This window comes from Agrobacterium sp. 5Ca50, assembly GCF_055381905.1.
In genome coordinates this window covers 529,840-547,337 of record NZ_AP026440.1, presented here as the reverse complement: position 1 = coordinate 547,337, position 17,498 = coordinate 529,840, and the positions used below count along the sequence as shown (strand labels likewise).

General features: G+C 55.1%; 14 protein-coding genes. 12 read left to right on the top strand and 2 right to left on the bottom strand.

What is annotated here, in order from left to right:
- Positions 1-2: 2 nt before the first annotated feature.
- The 6 genes from ACZ5FM_RS24720 (at position 3) to ACZ5FM_RS24695 (ending at position 4,055) form a co-directional block, all read left to right on the top strand.
- A complete protein-coding gene (locus ACZ5FM_RS24720; RefSeq protein WP_464041107.1) occupies positions 3-1,592 on the top strand; it encodes a gamma-glutamyltransferase family protein in 1,590 nt (529 codons plus the stop codon).
- A 236-nt stretch (positions 1,593-1,828) separates the two neighbouring features.
- Positions 1,829-2,119, top strand: a complete 291-nt coding sequence (locus ACZ5FM_RS24715) for a hypothetical protein (RefSeq protein ID WP_464041106.1) — start codon at positions 1,829-1,831, stop codon at positions 2,117-2,119.
- The gene (locus ACZ5FM_RS24710) at positions 2,119-2,385 is read left to right on the top strand and encodes a DUF1488 family protein (RefSeq protein WP_464041105.1); all 267 of its coding nucleotides are present in this window, start codon (positions 2,119-2,121) and stop codon (positions 2,383-2,385) included. The genes ACZ5FM_RS24715 and ACZ5FM_RS24710 overlap by 1 nt, the downstream gene beginning before the upstream one ends.
- A gap of 336 nt (positions 2,386-2,721) precedes the next feature.
- Complete coding sequence (locus ACZ5FM_RS24705; protein ID WP_464041104.1) at positions 2,722-2,976, top strand: hypothetical protein; 255 nt, start codon at positions 2,722-2,724, stop codon at positions 2,974-2,976.
- A gap of 149 nt (positions 2,977-3,125) precedes the next feature.
- Positions 3,126-3,317 (top strand): hypothetical protein, encoded by a 192-nt coding sequence (locus tag ACZ5FM_RS24700; protein ID WP_275643531.1) that lies wholly within the window; start codon positions 3,126-3,128, stop codon positions 3,315-3,317.
- 294 nt (positions 3,318-3,611) lie between these two features.
- Positions 3,612-4,055, top strand: coding sequence for a hypothetical protein (locus ACZ5FM_RS24695; protein WP_464041103.1), 444 nt, complete (start codon positions 3,612-3,614; stop codon positions 4,053-4,055).
- A gap of 329 nt (positions 4,056-4,384) precedes the next feature.
- On the opposite strand, the gene ACZ5FM_RS24690 is transcribed toward ACZ5FM_RS24695, so the two are convergent.
- On the bottom strand, positions 4,385-4,969 hold the full coding sequence (locus tag ACZ5FM_RS24690) for a GNAT family N-acetyltransferase (protein ID WP_464041102.1): 585 nt from the start codon (positions 4,967-4,969) through the stop codon (positions 4,385-4,387).
- Positions 4,970-5,354: 385 nt separating this feature from the next.
- A complete protein-coding gene (locus tag ACZ5FM_RS24685) occupies positions 5,355-5,849 on the bottom strand; it encodes a single stranded DNA-binding domain-containing protein (protein WP_464041101.1) in 495 nt (164 codons plus the stop codon).
- Between the two features lie 134 nt (positions 5,850-5,983).
- Between ACZ5FM_RS24685 and ACZ5FM_RS24680 the strand changes: the two genes are divergently transcribed.
- The 6 genes from ACZ5FM_RS24680 to ACZ5FM_RS24655 all read left to right on the top strand — a co-directional run bounded on the left by ACZ5FM_RS24680 (position 5,984) and on the right by ACZ5FM_RS24655 (position 17,413).
- A complete protein-coding gene (locus ACZ5FM_RS24680; RefSeq protein ID WP_464041100.1) occupies positions 5,984-6,646 on the top strand; it encodes a response regulator transcription factor in 663 nt (220 codons plus the stop codon).
- A complete protein-coding gene (locus ACZ5FM_RS24675; RefSeq protein ID WP_464041099.1) occupies positions 6,643-8,016 on the top strand; it encodes a sensor histidine kinase in 1,374 nt (457 codons plus the stop codon). Before ACZ5FM_RS24680 ends, ACZ5FM_RS24675 begins: the two co-directional genes overlap by 4 nt.
- A gap of 296 nt (positions 8,017-8,312) precedes the next feature.
- On the top strand, positions 8,313-9,500 hold the full coding sequence (locus tag ACZ5FM_RS24670; protein ID WP_464041098.1) for a glycosyltransferase: 1,188 nt from the start codon (positions 8,313-8,315) through the stop codon (positions 9,498-9,500).
- Between the two features lie 179 nt (positions 9,501-9,679).
- Positions 9,680-11,920, top strand: coding sequence for a UDP-galactopyranose mutase (glf, locus tag ACZ5FM_RS24665; RefSeq protein ID WP_464041097.1), 2,241 nt, complete (start codon positions 9,680-9,682; stop codon positions 11,918-11,920).
- Entirely contained in the window at positions 11,913-15,155 is a 3,243-nt protein-coding gene (locus ACZ5FM_RS24660; protein WP_464041096.1) for a glycosyltransferase, read from the top strand. The genes glf and ACZ5FM_RS24660 overlap by 8 nt, the downstream gene beginning before the upstream one ends.
- Positions 15,152-17,413 carry a glycosyltransferase family 4 protein gene (locus ACZ5FM_RS24655; RefSeq protein ID WP_464041095.1) on the top strand — a complete coding sequence of 754 codons (2,262 nt, stop codon included), beginning with the start codon at positions 15,152-15,154 and terminating at the stop codon, positions 17,411-17,413. The genes ACZ5FM_RS24660 and ACZ5FM_RS24655 overlap by 4 nt, the downstream gene beginning before the upstream one ends.
- Positions 17,414-17,498 lie beyond the last annotated feature (85 nt).

Sequence of the window (17,498 nt, the reverse complement as noted above, 5' to 3'; positions counted from 1 at the left end):
AAATGAAGTTCCCGGTTTCCCCGAAATACGCTTCCCGCCGCTCACCTGTCATGGCACGCAATGTCGTTTCGACATCGCATCCGCTGGCCACTGAAGCCGGTCTGTCGATGTTACGCAAGGGTGGCAATGCGGTTGACGCCGCACTTGCTGCAGCGATTACCCTGCCTGTGGTAGAGCCTACTGGTAATGGGCTTGGCTCGGATGCCTTCTGCATTCTTTGGGACGGCAAGGAACTTCACGGCCTCAATGCCTCGGGACGTTCACCCGCCGGTTGGACGCCGGAACGCTTCACTGGTTCTTCAATGCCCCGCAGAGGTTGGGAAAGTGTTACGGTCCCGGGCGCTGTTTCCGCCTGGGTTGATCTCTCGTCGCGCTTTGGCAAACTTCCGTTCGAAACTCTGTTTGAACCGGCGATCCATTACGCCTCGCACGGCTTTCACGTTACGCCGATTATTGCCGACCAATGGCAACGAGGAGCTGATGAGTTGAAAAGCCAGCCGGGTTTTGCGCAAACCTTTATGCCTGGAGGGCGGGCTCCGGGTGCTGGCGAATTATTCCGCTCGGCCGATATAGCGCAAAGTCTGCGCCTGATTGCGCAGACGAAAGGCGAGGCATTCTATAGCGGCAGCCTGGCTGAAAAGATCGCGGCATTCGCAAGAAAACATGATGCTGTCCTGAGTGTTGATGATCTCGCGCAGCATAAAAACGACTGGTGCGGGACCATCAGCCAGACCTTTGGCGACACAAGCCTTCATGAGATTCCCCCTAACGGACAGGGTATTGCAGCGCTGATGGCGCTCGGCATCTTGCAAGGCACCGAAATTGCGGATCTGGATCCCGACAGCAGCGAGGCAATGCACTTGCAGATCGAGGCCATGAAACTGGCATTTGCCGACATTCACGCCTATGTCGCCGACCAACTTCATATGACCGACGTCACCATTTCACATCTGCTAGAGCCAGCTTATCTGGCCCGACGCGGCCGACTAATTGATCGCACAAAGGCGACAAACTTTCCGACCGGCGCGCCGAAAGACGGTGGTACGGTATGCCTTGCCACTGGTGACGAGAGCGGAATGATGGTCTCGTTCATACAGTCGAACTATGCAGGTTTTGGCTCTGGCGTGGTTGTGCCTGGTACGGGTATCAGCCTCCAGAACCGTGGCTTCGGCTTTTCGACCGCCGATGGCCATCCCAATCAGGTCGGCCCTTCGAAACGGCCATTTCATACCATTATTCCAGGTTTCGTGATGGGCAAATCGGCACCGGTCATGGCTTTCGGCCTTATGGGGGGCCCAATGCAGGCTCAAGGTCATCTCCAGATGATGCTACGTACACAGGTATGGGGCCAGAACCCGCAAACCGCCGCCGATGCTCCGCGCTGGCGGGTGATTTCAGGGCTTGATGTCGCGCTGGAAAACTCAATGGATGCGGCGACAATCCAAGGACTTGCTGCACTGGGTCACCGCGTCACAGCCGAGGCCCCCGAGGCAAGCTTCGGGTTCGGCGGCGCCCAAATGGTCCATCGCATCGATGGTGGCTATGTTGCGGGGTCAGACCCGCGCAAAGACGGTTGCGCGGCGGGATTTTAGAGGAAACATCGCGGTTGCAAGGCTTCCAGTTGCTTGAGCATCAACCGTCGCATGGCATGGCCGACGGATGAGCTGCGAGGGAGCGCCAATAGGAAAACTGATGCCTAACTTTGTTCACTCGAACGAAGAGGCCTTGTAATCGGATAAATCGGCACGACCTTGGGTTATAGTGACAGCTTGTTTTCGGACCGCTGTCGCCGAGGGGCAAAACCTTGCCCCCAACCAAGGAGGCCAGCATGTCTTCCACTCCAGCAGAAACAGTGCAGATCGACAATGCCGGCTTCAAGCTGATCAGGGACGTCCTGAGGGCTGCCGGTCTTCGGGGTATTGAAGCCGACGCCAGTTCCGACATGAAGCGCGACGCACTGATTTTTCTTACCACCGAGTTCCGTGATGGAACCAGGACGAAAGCCAACCTTTTAAAAGCGCTCACTCAGCGAAACCGTTCTGCAACAGCCACGGCCCGCGTTGGGCACTTGTCGACGGGAGACGCCATCGACAGGTCACGAGATGAAGGAGGCTTTTGATGGCTATCACCTTTCCCAATGAAGCACGCAGTTTCGACGATAAAAACAGGTGTGTGCGATTCAGCGGTTATGACGGAATGTTCGAGGTGAAATTCTATCTCGCGACCGAGGTACTCGCCTGTGAGAAATCACACCGAAACACCAGCGAGAGCGACTATTTGACATCGTTTGACACGCTGCGGCCGAGGATCTTGAAAGCAGCTGCCTCTGCCTATGCGAAAGAAGCAAGCAAAGCCATTTCCCTCAGTCTCGAAAATTTCCGCTGAGGAGATCATGACACGGGAAGGAACGACTGTGCACCATTCAGCCACTGCAACACCTCCCTCATCAGCGGAGGTAAAAACCGTCCTGGTCAGCGAGTTCGCAAGACGGTTTCGCCTGGATCTGGTCGAGGAAAACAGATTACGGAAGCTACTCGGCCCAGTTGCCAAAGAAATTGATCTTCTCAGAAACGCGGGCCGATAGGCGCGGGTAACCATTGGCCTTTTGCGCTCAGGTTAGGACGCCCATGGCCCATGCAGTCTCGATTGTTGTGTGATGACAAAAGCGTAGCTGATGCTGCGGACGACAGCCTCAACCTTCAAAAACAAAGGACAAGCAGCATGAAGTCAATTCAGGAATGGCTCGATGACAAGTACGAGGAAATGGCCACTTCTTCAGGGTTCTCCAACGAGACAGTCTATTTCGAGCGACAGGCGGACATCCTGCGCACTCAAGCCCAGGAAGACGGCTACGGTACTCTGGAGCTCGCGGATCAATGCCAGGGCAATGTCGCCGCCTATCTCATGAACAGGGTCAATACGCTGAACAAAGCCGAGATCGTACGCGCGGTCGAGAACGCACCGTATGGAGAATGACGACTATAGCTCAGGCCGGTCCGAGCCCGTCGTGTGAGATCAGCAAGTGAGCCGACAACCAAGTCAAAGGCGTGGGTCAAACGGGCAATTACCACTCGCCTCATTCCTGACGCCGTCCAATATCGTGTAACCGCTTAACAGGAGCAATCATGACCAAGGACAATGCAGACACAACAGCGCAAGAAGCTATTGAGGAGACGGCAAAGACGGCACCGATTGCCTCGGACAACCCAGCCGCAGGTCCCCACGCCAAGCAGCACTTGATGGACAAAAGCAAAACACCGGGCACTGGCGCTTCACCGGATGTTGAAGACAAAAGCGTTTCGCCCGGCGGCGGCTGATTTCAATGAACACAGGAGAACGCGACAGGATCGCCAAACAACGCGCGGTCTTTAATGCTGCGTATCGCTCGTCTGATGTGCGACACCATTCGTCGGCCCCTGCGCTCCATGTAGGATCACAATCGGCCGGCATTCGTCGATTATGAAGCGGTAATCTGCTCAATGTTTAGCAGTGAGGGAACCGCTTACTTCCAGGCTTGTTAGAGCTACGTACCAATGCTGGTACGGTCGTGGCGACAATCCTGCTGGTTAGTCAGTTACGGAGCAGGCGCTATGCGCAGTGGAGAGTGGACGATGTCAAATGTGACCAAAACAAGCGGCCTCGAAAACGATAATAAAACGAGTGAAACACATTTTGGGCAATCAGTGGAAAGCCTGGCGCAAATGCGGGATAGTGCATCCGCCGAAGGATTTGCTGGTGAGCCCCTTAATATCTACAGGCTGGAACCAACCGCCAGCATTGACGATCCAAGGTGGCAGAATGCTCCTCCGAGTGGCCCCATCACTGTTGCTGCTCGCACGTCAGGCGACGCCCGGTTTGTCGCTTCGAGCCGCGAAGTCGACTTCATGGAGATCGATTCCGCTCCAGCGGAAGACGTCACAACGGTCAATGCCAGTGCATTTCGAGACGAGAAGCTTTATACCGTCATCGAAATCGAACACGGCCGGACCGATGTCCGTCGAGGTGTGATCGAAGGAACCGTTCGGGTCGATGCAATCCGGCCTCTGCAGGACTAGCAGCGCAACACTCGCTTCAGACATTCACGCGGTACATCTGTCTACTCCGCAGGTGTATCAGTGAGTTGAGCGTTTAGTCAGTTCGGCACAACAGCCGACTGAGCTATAATCGCCCCCAGAGATTAGCTGACATCTTGAAGGTGGAAGATTGCTCGCTACGCATTGGCTTCGAAATTAGCAGGTACCAGTGCATGGCTGTCATCAGCGTCTTCCACCTGATGGAGATATCAGAAAGGCTCTGCGCAACAGCGGTATTGCGGACCTTCATCGCCATGCAGTTGCGAGTGGCGTTACGGCCCTTATGGGTCCTTACCTTTGTGGACGCCGCATCAGATGTCCAGATCGGTTGGTGCCACGACTTTGTTCGCTACCTCTCGATCCTCCCGCTTTACGTCCCATTCCTTCCGCAGAATTGCATTCTGAAATGTGTTCTCGTAAATCGGGCTCCCATCATTAGCGTTTCTGAACGAAACGAATTCTTTGAATTCCCCCTCAAGGCGCATACCTAATCTTTCACACAGGCGCTGAGATGCAGTATTGTCATCCTCGACATATGCATAGAGCCTGCGTGCACCTTTGACCTTAAAAAGAAATGAGAACAAAGCATAAGCTGCTTCTGATGCAAATCCGCGACCACCAAAGGCGGGATTGAAGTTCCACCCAACTGAAAACGTATCCTCTTCACGTATTGCGAACAGATCGCCTACGAGCGTACCCTCGTCTTTTACGCATACAGCAATGTAGTCATCGCTCATGCTGCGCTTTTTTGCTTCTGCAATTGCCGAGTCAATATGTTCGAGTTTGAGGGACAGGAAACAGCTGACAGTCGGGTTTTGAAGATATGCAAATAAATCTGTGGCGTCTTCCGCTTGAAAGTTTCGTAAAATGAGACGAGGGGTGTCAACAATATCCATGGAAGCACAATGCCAGTCTTTAAATTGAATGAAACGGTGTCAGTTTTAACACTATTGGCAAGGCGTCACATCTGTGCCGTTCTCGGTTAACCTTCGGAAAAATCAAAGAGCATTACAAGAGCGAGCACTATCACGAAAAGGCCGCCTGCCACCATAGACGGCTTCGAGAGGTCGCTATCTATCGCGGGCTTTCGACTGGAAACTCGGGATATCCACCGATCATCGCGGAGAATGATATTGAATAGGCGAGCGCCGGGCGATGTACGAGGCTGAGAGCACCGCCTATTAACCTGCGAGAGACCATGTTGGGAACCACGCGACCTGCGCCCTGCACGATGCTGGAGCGAGCTCCAAGCGCGAGCCCGCTCTAACACCGTTTACCCGCTCAAGGCTTGAGGTGCTTGAGCATTTCGAGCGGCCGCTTATGCGGCGGCTTGCCTGCGGGGCCCAGCGCCTCGGTGCGTCCATCTTCGTGAACGATGTAGCTTCCGTGCAGGAAACCGTCGTCAAAGCGCCCCTGTATCGTCACAAGTTCACTTGATGCGACAAGTTTACCGCCCTCGCCTTGTGGCCCGGTTTCGACAAGTGCACGACCGGAGTCGTCCTGAACGATGAACTTGTTGCCAAAAATCTCGGCCACCTTGCCTTTGATTGTAACGAGGCTGTCATCCGCCATAGCGGATATTGCGACAGGCGTCATCGGAGCCATCTCGACGCTGGGCCTTACCAACTTCATGGCGCCCGCGCCTCCTGCTAGGCCAACAACGAGCCCAAGCGCGGCCAGTCCAAATGCACCAGCGTGCCTGCGTCTACGGCTGGGATGATGTGGCAGATGCGGCTCGGTTGGATCAACGGTATTAATGTTATCGGATATGGACATCGTCGTCTCCTTTGCTTCAGACAACACCGTTCTACGCCACTCTGCCCGGCAACAGCCTGAACCAATCGGTTCAGCTTGAGTTAAGCCTCAAACTCATAGAACATTGCTAAACTTAGCCAGGATCGGACCTTCGCATGCGCGTACTTCTCGTCGAGGACGATATGGATCTCTCCGGTCGTATCGCAGCGAGCCTCCGGACGGAGAATTTCGTTGTCGATATCGCACGCAATGGAGAGGACGCCGAGCATGCCGGTCTGACGGAGATCTTCGACATCGCAATTCTTGATCTCGGCCTTCCGAAAATTGATGGCGTTTCAGTCCTGAAATCCTGGAGGGATGCAGATAGATCCTTACCCGTGCTGGTTTTGACTGCACGTGATGGCTGGCCCGATAAGGTGGCAAGTTTCAAGGCAGGCGCCGATGATTTTCTCACCAAACCATTCAAGATTGAGGAACTTATCCTGCGCATTCGGGCGCTTGTGAGGCGTGCCACCGGCCATGCAAGCGCTCGGATTAACTGCGGGCCGCTGACGTTTGATGCTCAGCTTGGCACCTTCGAGCATAACGGCGTACCCCTGAAGTTAACGGCGCTCGAATGGCGGGTACTGTCCTGCCTGACCCTGCGAAAAGAAGCAGTGGTCGACAGACGTGAGCTTTTAGAAAGGGTCTACGACGGCGACGCGGAGGTGGATTCAAACTCGATCGAAGTGATCATAGCACGCCTGCGCCGCAAGATAGGCCCGCAGCATATCGAGACCGTGCGGGGTCGTGGTTACATGCTGACGGCGGCATCATGAATATCTCAAGGCTTCTGCAGCGCTCAACGATATCCGGGCGGTTGATTGCGTTCTCCGCTATTTTTGTGCTCGCCGCAATCGTCGTCGCTTCAGTCGTCCTCTGGCTGATCGTGGCTGGTGTCGTCCGTTCGCAGGTCGATCAGCGCCTCGACACTCAGATCCAGGCGTTGCGCAGCGCCCTCGTGACTGCCCCCGACGGTGCAGTAACACTCTCCGTTCAACTCGACGGGCCACCCTTTGATAGGCCGGGGTCCGGGTGGTACTGGCAGGTTTCCGGACAGTCCGTTCGGCTTACGTCTCGCTCGCTTTCAAACGGCACGATCGAGACGCCCGGTCACGCTTTCGAATGGCGCCAGCTTTTCGTCGGCATACCCAGGCCCGGTGGCACCACGTCACTACGTGGACAGGCTTTGCACTCGAGAACGACGCAGGCGACCGTCAGCAACAGGATCGTGACGATCACCGCCACCGCACCACAATCTGCCCTGACCTCCCCCGCATTCCGGTCATTGATGTGGCTCCTCCCCGTCATGGCGCTGCTTGGCGGCAGCCTTATCGCAGGTACTGTCTTGCAGGTCAGGTTTGGCTTGCGCCCCCTTCGCCAAATGACGGGTGATATTGGATCTGTGTTGACCGGCCATCGGTCGAGCCTTCCGGAGCCGGGCGTTGAGGAACTTCGACCTGTCGCAACCGAGATCAATCGCCTGATTGATCAAAGTGCGCGGCGTCTTGCCGACACACGCGTGCATTTTGCAAACATGGCACACGGGCTTAAAACACCGGTGGCCAGTCTGATGCTGGCTCTCAATGATACAAATGACCCTGACAAAAGCCTGAGAAAGCTGATTGAAAGAATTGACCGGCGTATTCAACATCATCTCGCCGACGGACGTAAAGCAACAGTTGGCGATATCGCTCGCTCAACATCAACGGTCAAACCTCGCCTTAAGGACCTGCTCTTTGTTTTGGACCGGATCTACGCACACAAACATCTTTCTGTTGAATGCAAGGTCGACCCTTCTGTTGTTGTAGGCTGCGCAAACGAAGACTTCGATGAAATTTTTGGCAACATTCTCGACAACGCATTCAAGTGGGCAAATGAAACCATCCGGATTTGTGCGCAGATCGAAGGTTCAGCCGTAACGATCGGTATTTTCGACGATGGACCAGGCCTGCCCGATTCCAGAATCGAAGACGCGCTTCGCCCCGGATTTCGACTTGACGAAACGGTTGCAGGAGATGGCTTTGGCCTAAGCATATCGAAGGAGATTGTCGACCTGTACGGCGGCAGCATTGAATTGGCACCGATAAACCCGGGCCTGATGGTTAATGTGAAGCTCCCGAGCTCCAACGCTCTTTTGGCGACGTAAGGTATTACCCACTTGGTACAATCCGGCCAGTGACAAGATGCGCAACATGGCGTTGCGTCTGCCCCGCAACCAGCAGCGGCGGCATCCAGACCTGCTGGCAGGATGACACAAGGAATTTACCTGAACCCTTCCCTTGGAGGCGATGATCTGCCTCCCTCAGGCCAAAACAATTTTCTGAACGCAAGTCGCTGGGGAAACTTAAAAAGATCTGCGGTGTTATTGCATAGGCTGAGCGGATACCCAGGATTTACAAATGTACCCCGACCGTCACAGCACGAACTCTGATACTGGAAACCATGGAAACTGAAAGCACCATTGAGGTTCGCGACCAGTCCAGCGGCACGAAGCTGCGGCGCTTAGTGGTGATCAGTGATCTTCAGGAAGGGCCGCCCGGTTCTGTGGACACGCTATCTGTCGAACGGTATCGCCAAAAGTGGATCAGCGGCTCACGAGGCCCTCCTCCCAGTCCTTTATCGTCACCACATCAGGTGATTGTTGAGGGCGGTTACATTGAACGACTTCCCCTCGCCGCGCTCAAGGATGAGCTTGTCGACTGCGCGGAAGTCTGGACACACTGGCGTGGAGATCTGCCGCCGCAAGACCTGCTATCTGCCAACCCTTTCTTGAGGCGTCGCTCGTTCAGGATGAACGGTCCAGAGGCCCCGTTCTCGTCAAATGACATGCTGGGCCATATACAGGCCTTCGGGCCACCCGCAATATTGTGTGTCTGGGGTCTTGGCGTGAGTGAAGACATTCTTCTGGCATGCAGCGAAAGCTTCAAGATCTACAATTCCATCGATGCTCCCGCCCTTCGGGTGCCTGCAGACGTCAGCCGCCACTTTGATCTTGTTATCAGCGGGGCTGAGTGGCAATCGGAAATTGTTCGAGTTCGTCATCCAGGAATGCGAACCGCAGTCATGCCCATCGGTCCTGAATTTGCTTCCGAGATCACGTTCAGACCGTTGAACCTGCCCAAAATATATGACGTGATCTACGTCGCGGCAGCGCAACCTTACAAACGGCATGACATCCTGTTTCAGGCTCTCCACAAACTGCCGCGAACCTTAAAGGCGCTCTGCGTGTGCGGTTATGGCGAAATGATGAGCGATTTACGCCGCCAGGTGGAAGAACTCGGCATCAACGTCGACTTCGTGGATCCTCCAGGCGTACCCTTCGCGGAAGTAAATCGGCTGATGAACCAGTCGCGCATGGGTGTCGTATGCGGTATCGACGATGGTGCTCCAGCGATACTGACCGAATACATGCTGGCTGGCATCCCTGTCCTTGCCAACAGCCGTCTGTCCTGTGGGTTGCAGTATATAACCCCAGACACAGGCCGAACCGCAACGGCTGAACTTTTCCATGAAGGCATCAGCCTTATGTTGAGTATCCCAGATGCCTTTCATCCGCGCAAAACTGTGCTGGAAAACTGGACCTGGCCACACACCATCCAGAAACTGCAAAACATAATCTCCGAAACATAGCCAGATATCTTCAGCAACTGGAACCTTATCTGACAATTGTTGTTAGGGGGCTGTCTGTTGCGAGGTAAGTCATGAATCGCCTGAGCTCATTCCCCGAGAAGTTTCTACCCGAAAATGCCCCGCTCATCTGTTTTTCACATCTGAGATGGGATTTCGTGGTGCAGAGACCGCAGCATCTCATGCAGCGCTTCGCTGCAGATCGCCAAGTATTTTTCTTTGAAGAATTCATCCCGACTGATCATCACCTCGCCTATCTCGAAATCCACCCTTTCGACGGCACTCCAGTCAAGGCGGTTCGCCCACGGATTCCGCACTGGTGGAACGAGACCGAACGCGAGGCTGGCCTTGCAGGTCTGCTCAGCGAGCTCCTTGCGCTACACGGCGGCGAGCGGCCGGTGCTGTGGTTCTATACGCCACTGATGTTTGGTTTTGCCAAGCATGTTGATGCTGCAGCAGTGATTTATGATTGTATGGACGAACTTGCAAACTTCAAACTGGCACCACCACACCTTAAGTCGACGGAAGCCGAACTGATTGATCGTGCGGATGTTGTCTTTACAGGCGGCGTAAGCCTGTATGAGGCTAAAAAGCATCGTCACGACAATATCCACCCCTTTCCATCGAGCGTCGACAAATGTCATTTTCTATCCGCTCGAGGCAAGCTGCCTGAGCCGCTTGACCAGGCATCGATTCCTCACCCGAGGTTTGGTTACTACGGTGTCATTGACGAAAGGCTTGATCTGGAACTGATTGGTTCACTGGCCGCTAGCCGTCCGGAGATGTCATTCGTCTTTCTTGGACCTGTGGCAAAAATCTCGGCGAGTGACCTGCCACAAGCACCAAATATTCATTATCTTGGCCAAAAACGTTACGACGATCTGCCTGCCTATCTGTCAGGGTGGGATGTTGCGCTTATGCCATTCGCACTCAATGAAGCGACACGGTTCATAAGCCCGACCAAGACCCCCGAATATCTTGCAGCCGGTCGCCCGGTCGTTAGTACAGCCGTGACAGACGTCGTGCGCAGTTACGGAAATGTGCCTGGCGTGTTGATTGCCGGCGGGACTGAGGATTTTTGCAATGCTTGCGATAAAGCGATAACGATTGCAAAGTCAGGTACTTCCTGGCTGCGCGATGTTGATAGTGTCCTCGCTTTATCGTCCTGGGATATAACATTCCGCTCCATGTCCGCTCTGGTGGACGAAGCAGTTTTGCGAAATGGCAGCGCGCTCGCTGCTGCTAAAAAGCCGCTTCTGCGGGAAAGTAGCCAGGTCCAGAGCGATACATATGATTACCTGATCGTTGGCGCAGGTTTTGCGGGTTCAGTTCTTGCCGAGCGGTTGGCTGCTGATGGAGACAAGAAGGTTCTCGTTTGCGACAGACGCCCTCACGTCGCCGGTAACGCCTATGATCACTATGATGAAGAAGGGGTTCTTGTTCACAAGTATGGTCCACACATTTTTCATACCAATAGCGACGAAGTCTTTGCCTACCTATCCCGCTTTACGGCGTGGCGCCCTTACGAACACCGGGTATTGGCCCAGGTCGGAGAATTGCGCGTGCCGATCCCGATCAACCGAACCACACTAAACATGATTTACGGGCTCGACCTGCCGAGCGAAGCAGCAGCGGCACTTTTCCTCGCTGGCCGCGCCGAACCATGTGATCCGATTTCGACGTCAAAGGACGTCGTCATTTCGCAAGTTGGCTCTGAGCTCTATCGAACATTCTTCGAGGGATATACCCGCAAGCAATGGGGTCTTGATCCCTCCGACCTGGACCGCTCGGTGACCGCGCGTGTTCCAACCCGCACGAGCACCGACGATCGCTATTTCCTCGACACGTTTCAGGCCATGCCGCTCAACGGTTACACCCAGATGTTCAAGCGTATGCTGGATCACGATAATATCACCTTGATGATGGGCACGGATTTTGCCGAACTCAAGCAGGCACGCCTTGCAAAACATATTATTTTCACAGGTCCGATCGACGAGTATTTCGACTATCAATTCGGGCGCCTGCCCTATCGAAGCCTGAAATTTCGACATGAGACACACGACGCCGAATGGGTATTACCAGTCGCAGTCGTGAATTACCCCTCAGAGGAGGTCGAGCATACCCGCATCACCGAATACAAGCATCTGACAGGCCAGTCTCACGAGAAAACCAGCATAAGCTATGAATATGCCTGTGCAGACGGAGACCCATATTACCCTATACCTCGGCCTGAAAATCAGGCTCTCTACAAGCGATACGAGGCACTCGCGCGTCAGCTGGGTGATGTGACCTTTGTCGGTCGGCTTGGCACCTACAAATATTACAACATGGACCAAGTGGTTGGTCAGGCGCTGGCGACTTATAGACGCCTGAAGAAACGACACGATGTCGGCGCGGTACTGGCCGATATCCATCGTGACTGACAAGCTGCGGATAGTGCTCGCCACAGACAGCCTCGACCCATCAGGCATGGGCGAACACATGATCGCACTTGGTCGAGCACTGAGTTTGGACTGGGATGTAACTCTGTCTTTGATGACGGAAGACCGGACAGGTGTGTTACCTCGCGCTGCGCGTCATGGTCTCGGCGTACGGCTGTCTGGCAATCACGAAGAATTCGGCGACTGGCTGACCACAGCCGATATAGACCTCCTGCATGTCCACGCCGGGATCGGATGGGAAGGACATGATCTTGCAGCGACAGGACGTGAAAAAAACATTCCGGTCATTCGAACGGACCACCTCCCGTATTTGCTGACAGATCCTGCACAAAAGGAGCACTACAGGCAGCAGACCCTGGGTGTCGCGCACCACATAGTCGTTTCCGCCGCCTCGGCGGAAAGCTTTCACAACAGTATCGATCCAGCCCGCCTTTCGACCATCCGTAACGGTATTTTTCCTTTTGACCCCAGCCGCGAAACTTATAATTTGAAACAGGAAATAGGGGTTGAGGGACGGATCGTTCTGTTAACCGTCGCGCGTTTCACTGCACAAAAAGACCATGCAACCCTCCTGCATGCCATGCCGAAGATTGTTCGGTCTTACCCGACCGTGGTTCTGCTGTTGGCCGGCTCGGGAAGCGAGCGGCAAAAAATCGAGACCCTCGTCACAGAGCTTGGTCTTGAGGACCACGTCCGCTTTCTCGGGCAAAGACAAGATATTGCCCGGCTCATGGAAATCACCGATCTTTTGGTTCTCCCGTCGCTTTTTGAGGGCCTTCCCCTCGCGATACTTGAGGCCATGTCGCTTGGAGTTCCAGTCGTTGCCACGCGTATTGGTGGCACTGTTGAGGCGCTGGGCGACACTCATCCGTTCTTTGCAGAACCGGGCGTTCCAGATGCCATGGCCTGCGCCGTCATCGAAGCTCTCGCTGATCCTCGCCGCATGGCAGAGGCAGGCACAATGGGTCACGATCGCTTCTGCGACAACTTTTCTGCCCACCGCATGGCAGCGGAGACGGCCTCGATCTATCAGCGATTTATCAGCAAGCCAGCCAAGCGCTTTCACAAGGACAACTCCATGCAAAAGACACGTCTGGCCTTCATCGGTGCCGGGGGGATTGCCCAACGTCATCTGGATATCCTCGCGCAGTTTGCCGAAGTGGAGGTGGCAGGATTTGCTGATCCTGATTTGGCCAAAGCAGACCTGGCCGCCATCCGGTTTGGCGCGAGATCGTTCGAGCATCACCGAGACATGTTGGACGCAGTAAAACCCGATGCTGTTTATATCTGCATCCCGCCTTTCGCCCACGGGATACCGGAACATGACCTGATCGAACGCGAGCTCCCGTTCTTCGTTGAAAAACCGGTTTCGCTCCATCTACCGACTGCCGAAGAAATCTCGGCGGCCGTCATCGCCAAAGGGTTGATCACGGCCGTCGGTTATCACTGGCGTTATCTCGATATCGTTGATGAAGCGCGGGCTCTTCTGGAGAACAATCCCGCCCAACTACTGTCGGGTTACTGGCTGGATTCTACCCCGCCACCCGAATGGTGGTGGAAGCAGGACAAGTCAGGCGGACAAATCATCGAACAGGCGACGCACCTCCTTGATCTGGCTCGGTTTCTTTTCGGCGAGGTGACCGAGGTCTACGGCCGTGTTGGACACAAAGACCGACCCGACTTCCCCGGTTTGGATGTTCCAACAGCCACAACAGCCAGCCTCACCTTCCAGACCGGAGTGATCGCCAACATCGCATCCACCTGCCTGCTCGGCTGGAACCACCGCGTCGGCCTGCATATCTTTGCCGATCGACTGGCTATCGAACTGACAGACCGCGAAATAATGGTTGACGTTGGGAGCGGTCGACCGGTGCGTGCTGCCGACGGCGATCCCGTCTGGCGCGAGGATCGCGATTTCGTTGACGCCGTTCGCGGCGGCGAGAACCGTATCCGCTGCTCTTACGAAGACGCGCTTGCAACGCACAGGCTGGCGCTGGCTGTCGTGTCTTCTGCACGTGCGGGGAAACCCGTGCGGCTCGAAGCAGCACCTGTGCCACGAACGCCATTGGCCCCCCTGACACAACAGCCGCGTTCAGAAGAGCCGCAGGCAGTGATGCCGCCTGGCCACCGCCGTATTTGTTCTCTCGGTGTGGAGGCGCCCGGCCGGACCTACTTCTTCGAATATGAAGAAGGCCCTCCCGTCGATGGTCAGGTCAGGCTGGACACGCTCTATACTGGTCTTTCTGCGGGCACCGAACTGACTTTTCTTAAGAACACTAATCCCTATTTCCGATCTCGGTTCGACCGGGATCGTGGCGTGTTCATCGAAAACGAGCCCGATCTGCATTATCCCGTTCCCTTTCTGGGATACATGGAGGTGGCGCGAATATCTCAATCCCGCGCCTTCGGACTTTCCGATGGCGCACTTGTCGCATCAGCTTACGGGCACAAAACCGGCCACACCGCTGACCCTTTCCACGACGTGCTGGTACCCTTGCCGAACGAACTTGATCCCTTGCTTGGCGTGCTGGTCGCTCAGATGGGCCCTATTTGCGCCAACGGTATCCTTCATGCTGATGCGGAAGCGTTTGGGCTACACGTTCCTGCTCTGGGGGCCGGCGTCAACGGTCGCCCCATTATGGTAATCGGTGCGGGAACCGTTGGCCTGATGACGGCATTGTTTGTCCGCTCGCTCGGTGCTTCGGACGTGATCATTACTGATCCGTCTGAATTCCGCCGGGGCAAAGCCGACGCAATGGGCCTCACGGCCATGACAGAGGAACAGGGCTGGCAGCATGTAAAGGCACGCTGGCATGATGGCGCGATGGGGCGCGGCGCTGACCTTGTATTTCAGACGCGAGCCCATGCTGGCAGTCTGCACACAGCGCTAAAGGCCTTGCGTCCTCAAGGCACCGTGATCGACCTGGCGTTCTATCAGCGCGGAGCCGATCACTTACGGCTCGGTGAGGAGTTTCACCACAATGGCTTGAACATTCGCTGCGCACAGATCAATCGCGTTCCGCGCGGGCTGGCACCGCTCTGGGATCGGCGCAGACTGGCCCAAGCCACGGTGGATCTTCTACTCACTGAAGGAAAAATCATCCGTGAGCACATGATTTCGCATGTGCTTCCTATCGATGACGCGCCTGGCTTTTTAGCCGACTTAATCAAGAACCGGCCGGAATTCCTGCAGATTGTCTTCCAGGTGAACGAATGATTGGGGAGGCCTCACCTGTGCGAATTCTGTTCGTTTTTGCCTGGCTGGTCGTAGGCGGTGAGGAAACCGAAGTACGGCTGCTTGCAAAGAATCTGGATCCCAAACGGTATCGTATCGACGTGACAGCATGCTTCCATAGACCTGGAATGACAGAGCAAACTCATGAGCAACTCCGCGCACTTGGCGTCGACGTCGACACGACACCCTATGGGCTGTCCTTCGATGACACGGTCGAGTATCTGGCCGGGAAAATTCCTCTCTACGACGTCGTAATATCTTGCCAGAACGTTGCTGATATTTACCCGGCACTCGAGCGATTACATCTGCGCCCGCCGCTAATCGAACACGGCGGGCTTGTATCGGAGGCGCTGGCGGGACCTAAGCACTACACGACCAGATATGTCGGCGTCTGTCACACCATCCGCGATGCAGCAGCTTCCATGATGCCAGGTCGAGAACATCATGCCTTGGAAATACCCTCCATGGTGGATCTCACTGCCTTTGATGCGAACGACCGTAGCGCCATGCGCAACACGCTGGGAATTCGCGACGGTGACATGCTGGTAGGATGGGTCGGACGGCTGGATCCAAAAAAGAATGTTGAGGATTTTATCAAGGCGGCGGCAATCGTTCACAATATGCATGAATCCGCACGCTTCGTCATTGTTGGCGGCCCGGACGCTTTTTACCCCGACTATGCAGAGCAGCTGAAGGAACTCGCGGCCACCCTTGGACTGGACAATACCCTGCAGTTTCTTGGGGACCGCAAAGATGTCCCCACCCTCCTTTCGGCTTTCGACATTTTTGTCTGGCTATCAACTGGTGAGGGCATGCCGCATGTTATAGCCGAGGCGGGTGCGGCAACACTGCCCGTCATCGCGACACCTGACAACGGCGTGCTCCAACAAATCGATCCTGGCACGTCAGGACTTCTCGTACCATTCAACGATCCGGCTATCGTTGCGCAATGTCTCAACGATTTGATTGTCTCACCGGAGCTGCGCAATGCCCTGGGTCAGGCATTGCGTTTGAAAGTAGAGGCAACCTACTCCGTCGAGGCGGTGCTGCCGCAATGGGAGAACCTTATTGACGAGGTCGTAAAAGAACGCCGGCCAGCTAAGCCGACGGGTCTTTTTCACTCCTTCCTACAGGGAGGATTTGAATGTTCTACACATCGTCTGCGTCCCAATGAAAATCAACCTACCGGGCGGCGCCTCGACCTAATAGCATCGACTGGTCACGATACTTATGCTGCTCAAGACTACCGCCAGCTTTCTGATCTTGGAATACGAACAATAAGGGACGGTTTCCGTTGGCATCTGATCGATCGGCCAAGCGGCTATGAATGGACAAGTGTCAGACCGATGTTACGGGCGGCCTCGGAGGTTGGAACACAGGTCATCTGGGACTTGATGCACTACGGATGGCCAGACGATGTCGATATCTGGTCTCCCCGGTTCGTTGACCGTTTTGCGGATTATGCAGCCAGCTGCGCACGAATTGTTCAAGAAGAGTGTGACGGCATCCCTTTTTATTGCCCCATTAACGAGATTTCGTTCTTATCCTGGGGAGGTGGTGATGCAGCCTATCTCAATCCGTTCGCACATGGTCGCGGTTTCGAGCTCAAGGTGCAGTTGGCACGTGCCGCGATTGCTGCCATGGACGCAATTCTGACTGTAGACCCGCGCGCTCGTTTCGTGCACTGCGAACCAGCTATCAACGTTGTCACGGATCCAGAACGCCCTTGGGAGGAACGTTTAGCCGACGGACACCGGAAGTCACAGTTTCAGAGTTGGGACTTGATTGCAGGACGGTTATGGCCCCAGATCGGTGGTGCGGAACGCTATCTGGACGTCGTTGGTGTCAATTACTACTTTAATAATCAGTGGATCCACGGGGGACCGCCACTCGATATCGGGCACAGTCTGTACAAACCCCTCAGCAAAATATTGATAGAGACTTACGCCCGCTACGGCAGGCCAATGCTGATTTCCGAGACAGGTATCGAAGATGAGCGAAGAACCGTCTGGTTCGAGTATGTGACGGCGCAGGCTGACATCGCAATGGAGGCCGGCGTACCGTTGGAAGGCATTTGCCTGTACCCGATCGTCAACCACCCCGGCTGGGACGACGAACGGGCCTGCCAAAACGGATTGCTGTCTGCTGTGGCTAAACCTCCGAAAAGAGACGTTTATCAACCTCTTGCAATTGCCATAGAGATGTATTCCCTGGCTCACCGGTGTTCACGAGCCAGATGACTTCTGAAACAGGGACACGCCCAGAGCCCAAACATCTAAGTTTTTCCTTATCGCGATATTGATTTTCGCGATGCGAGAACGTAAA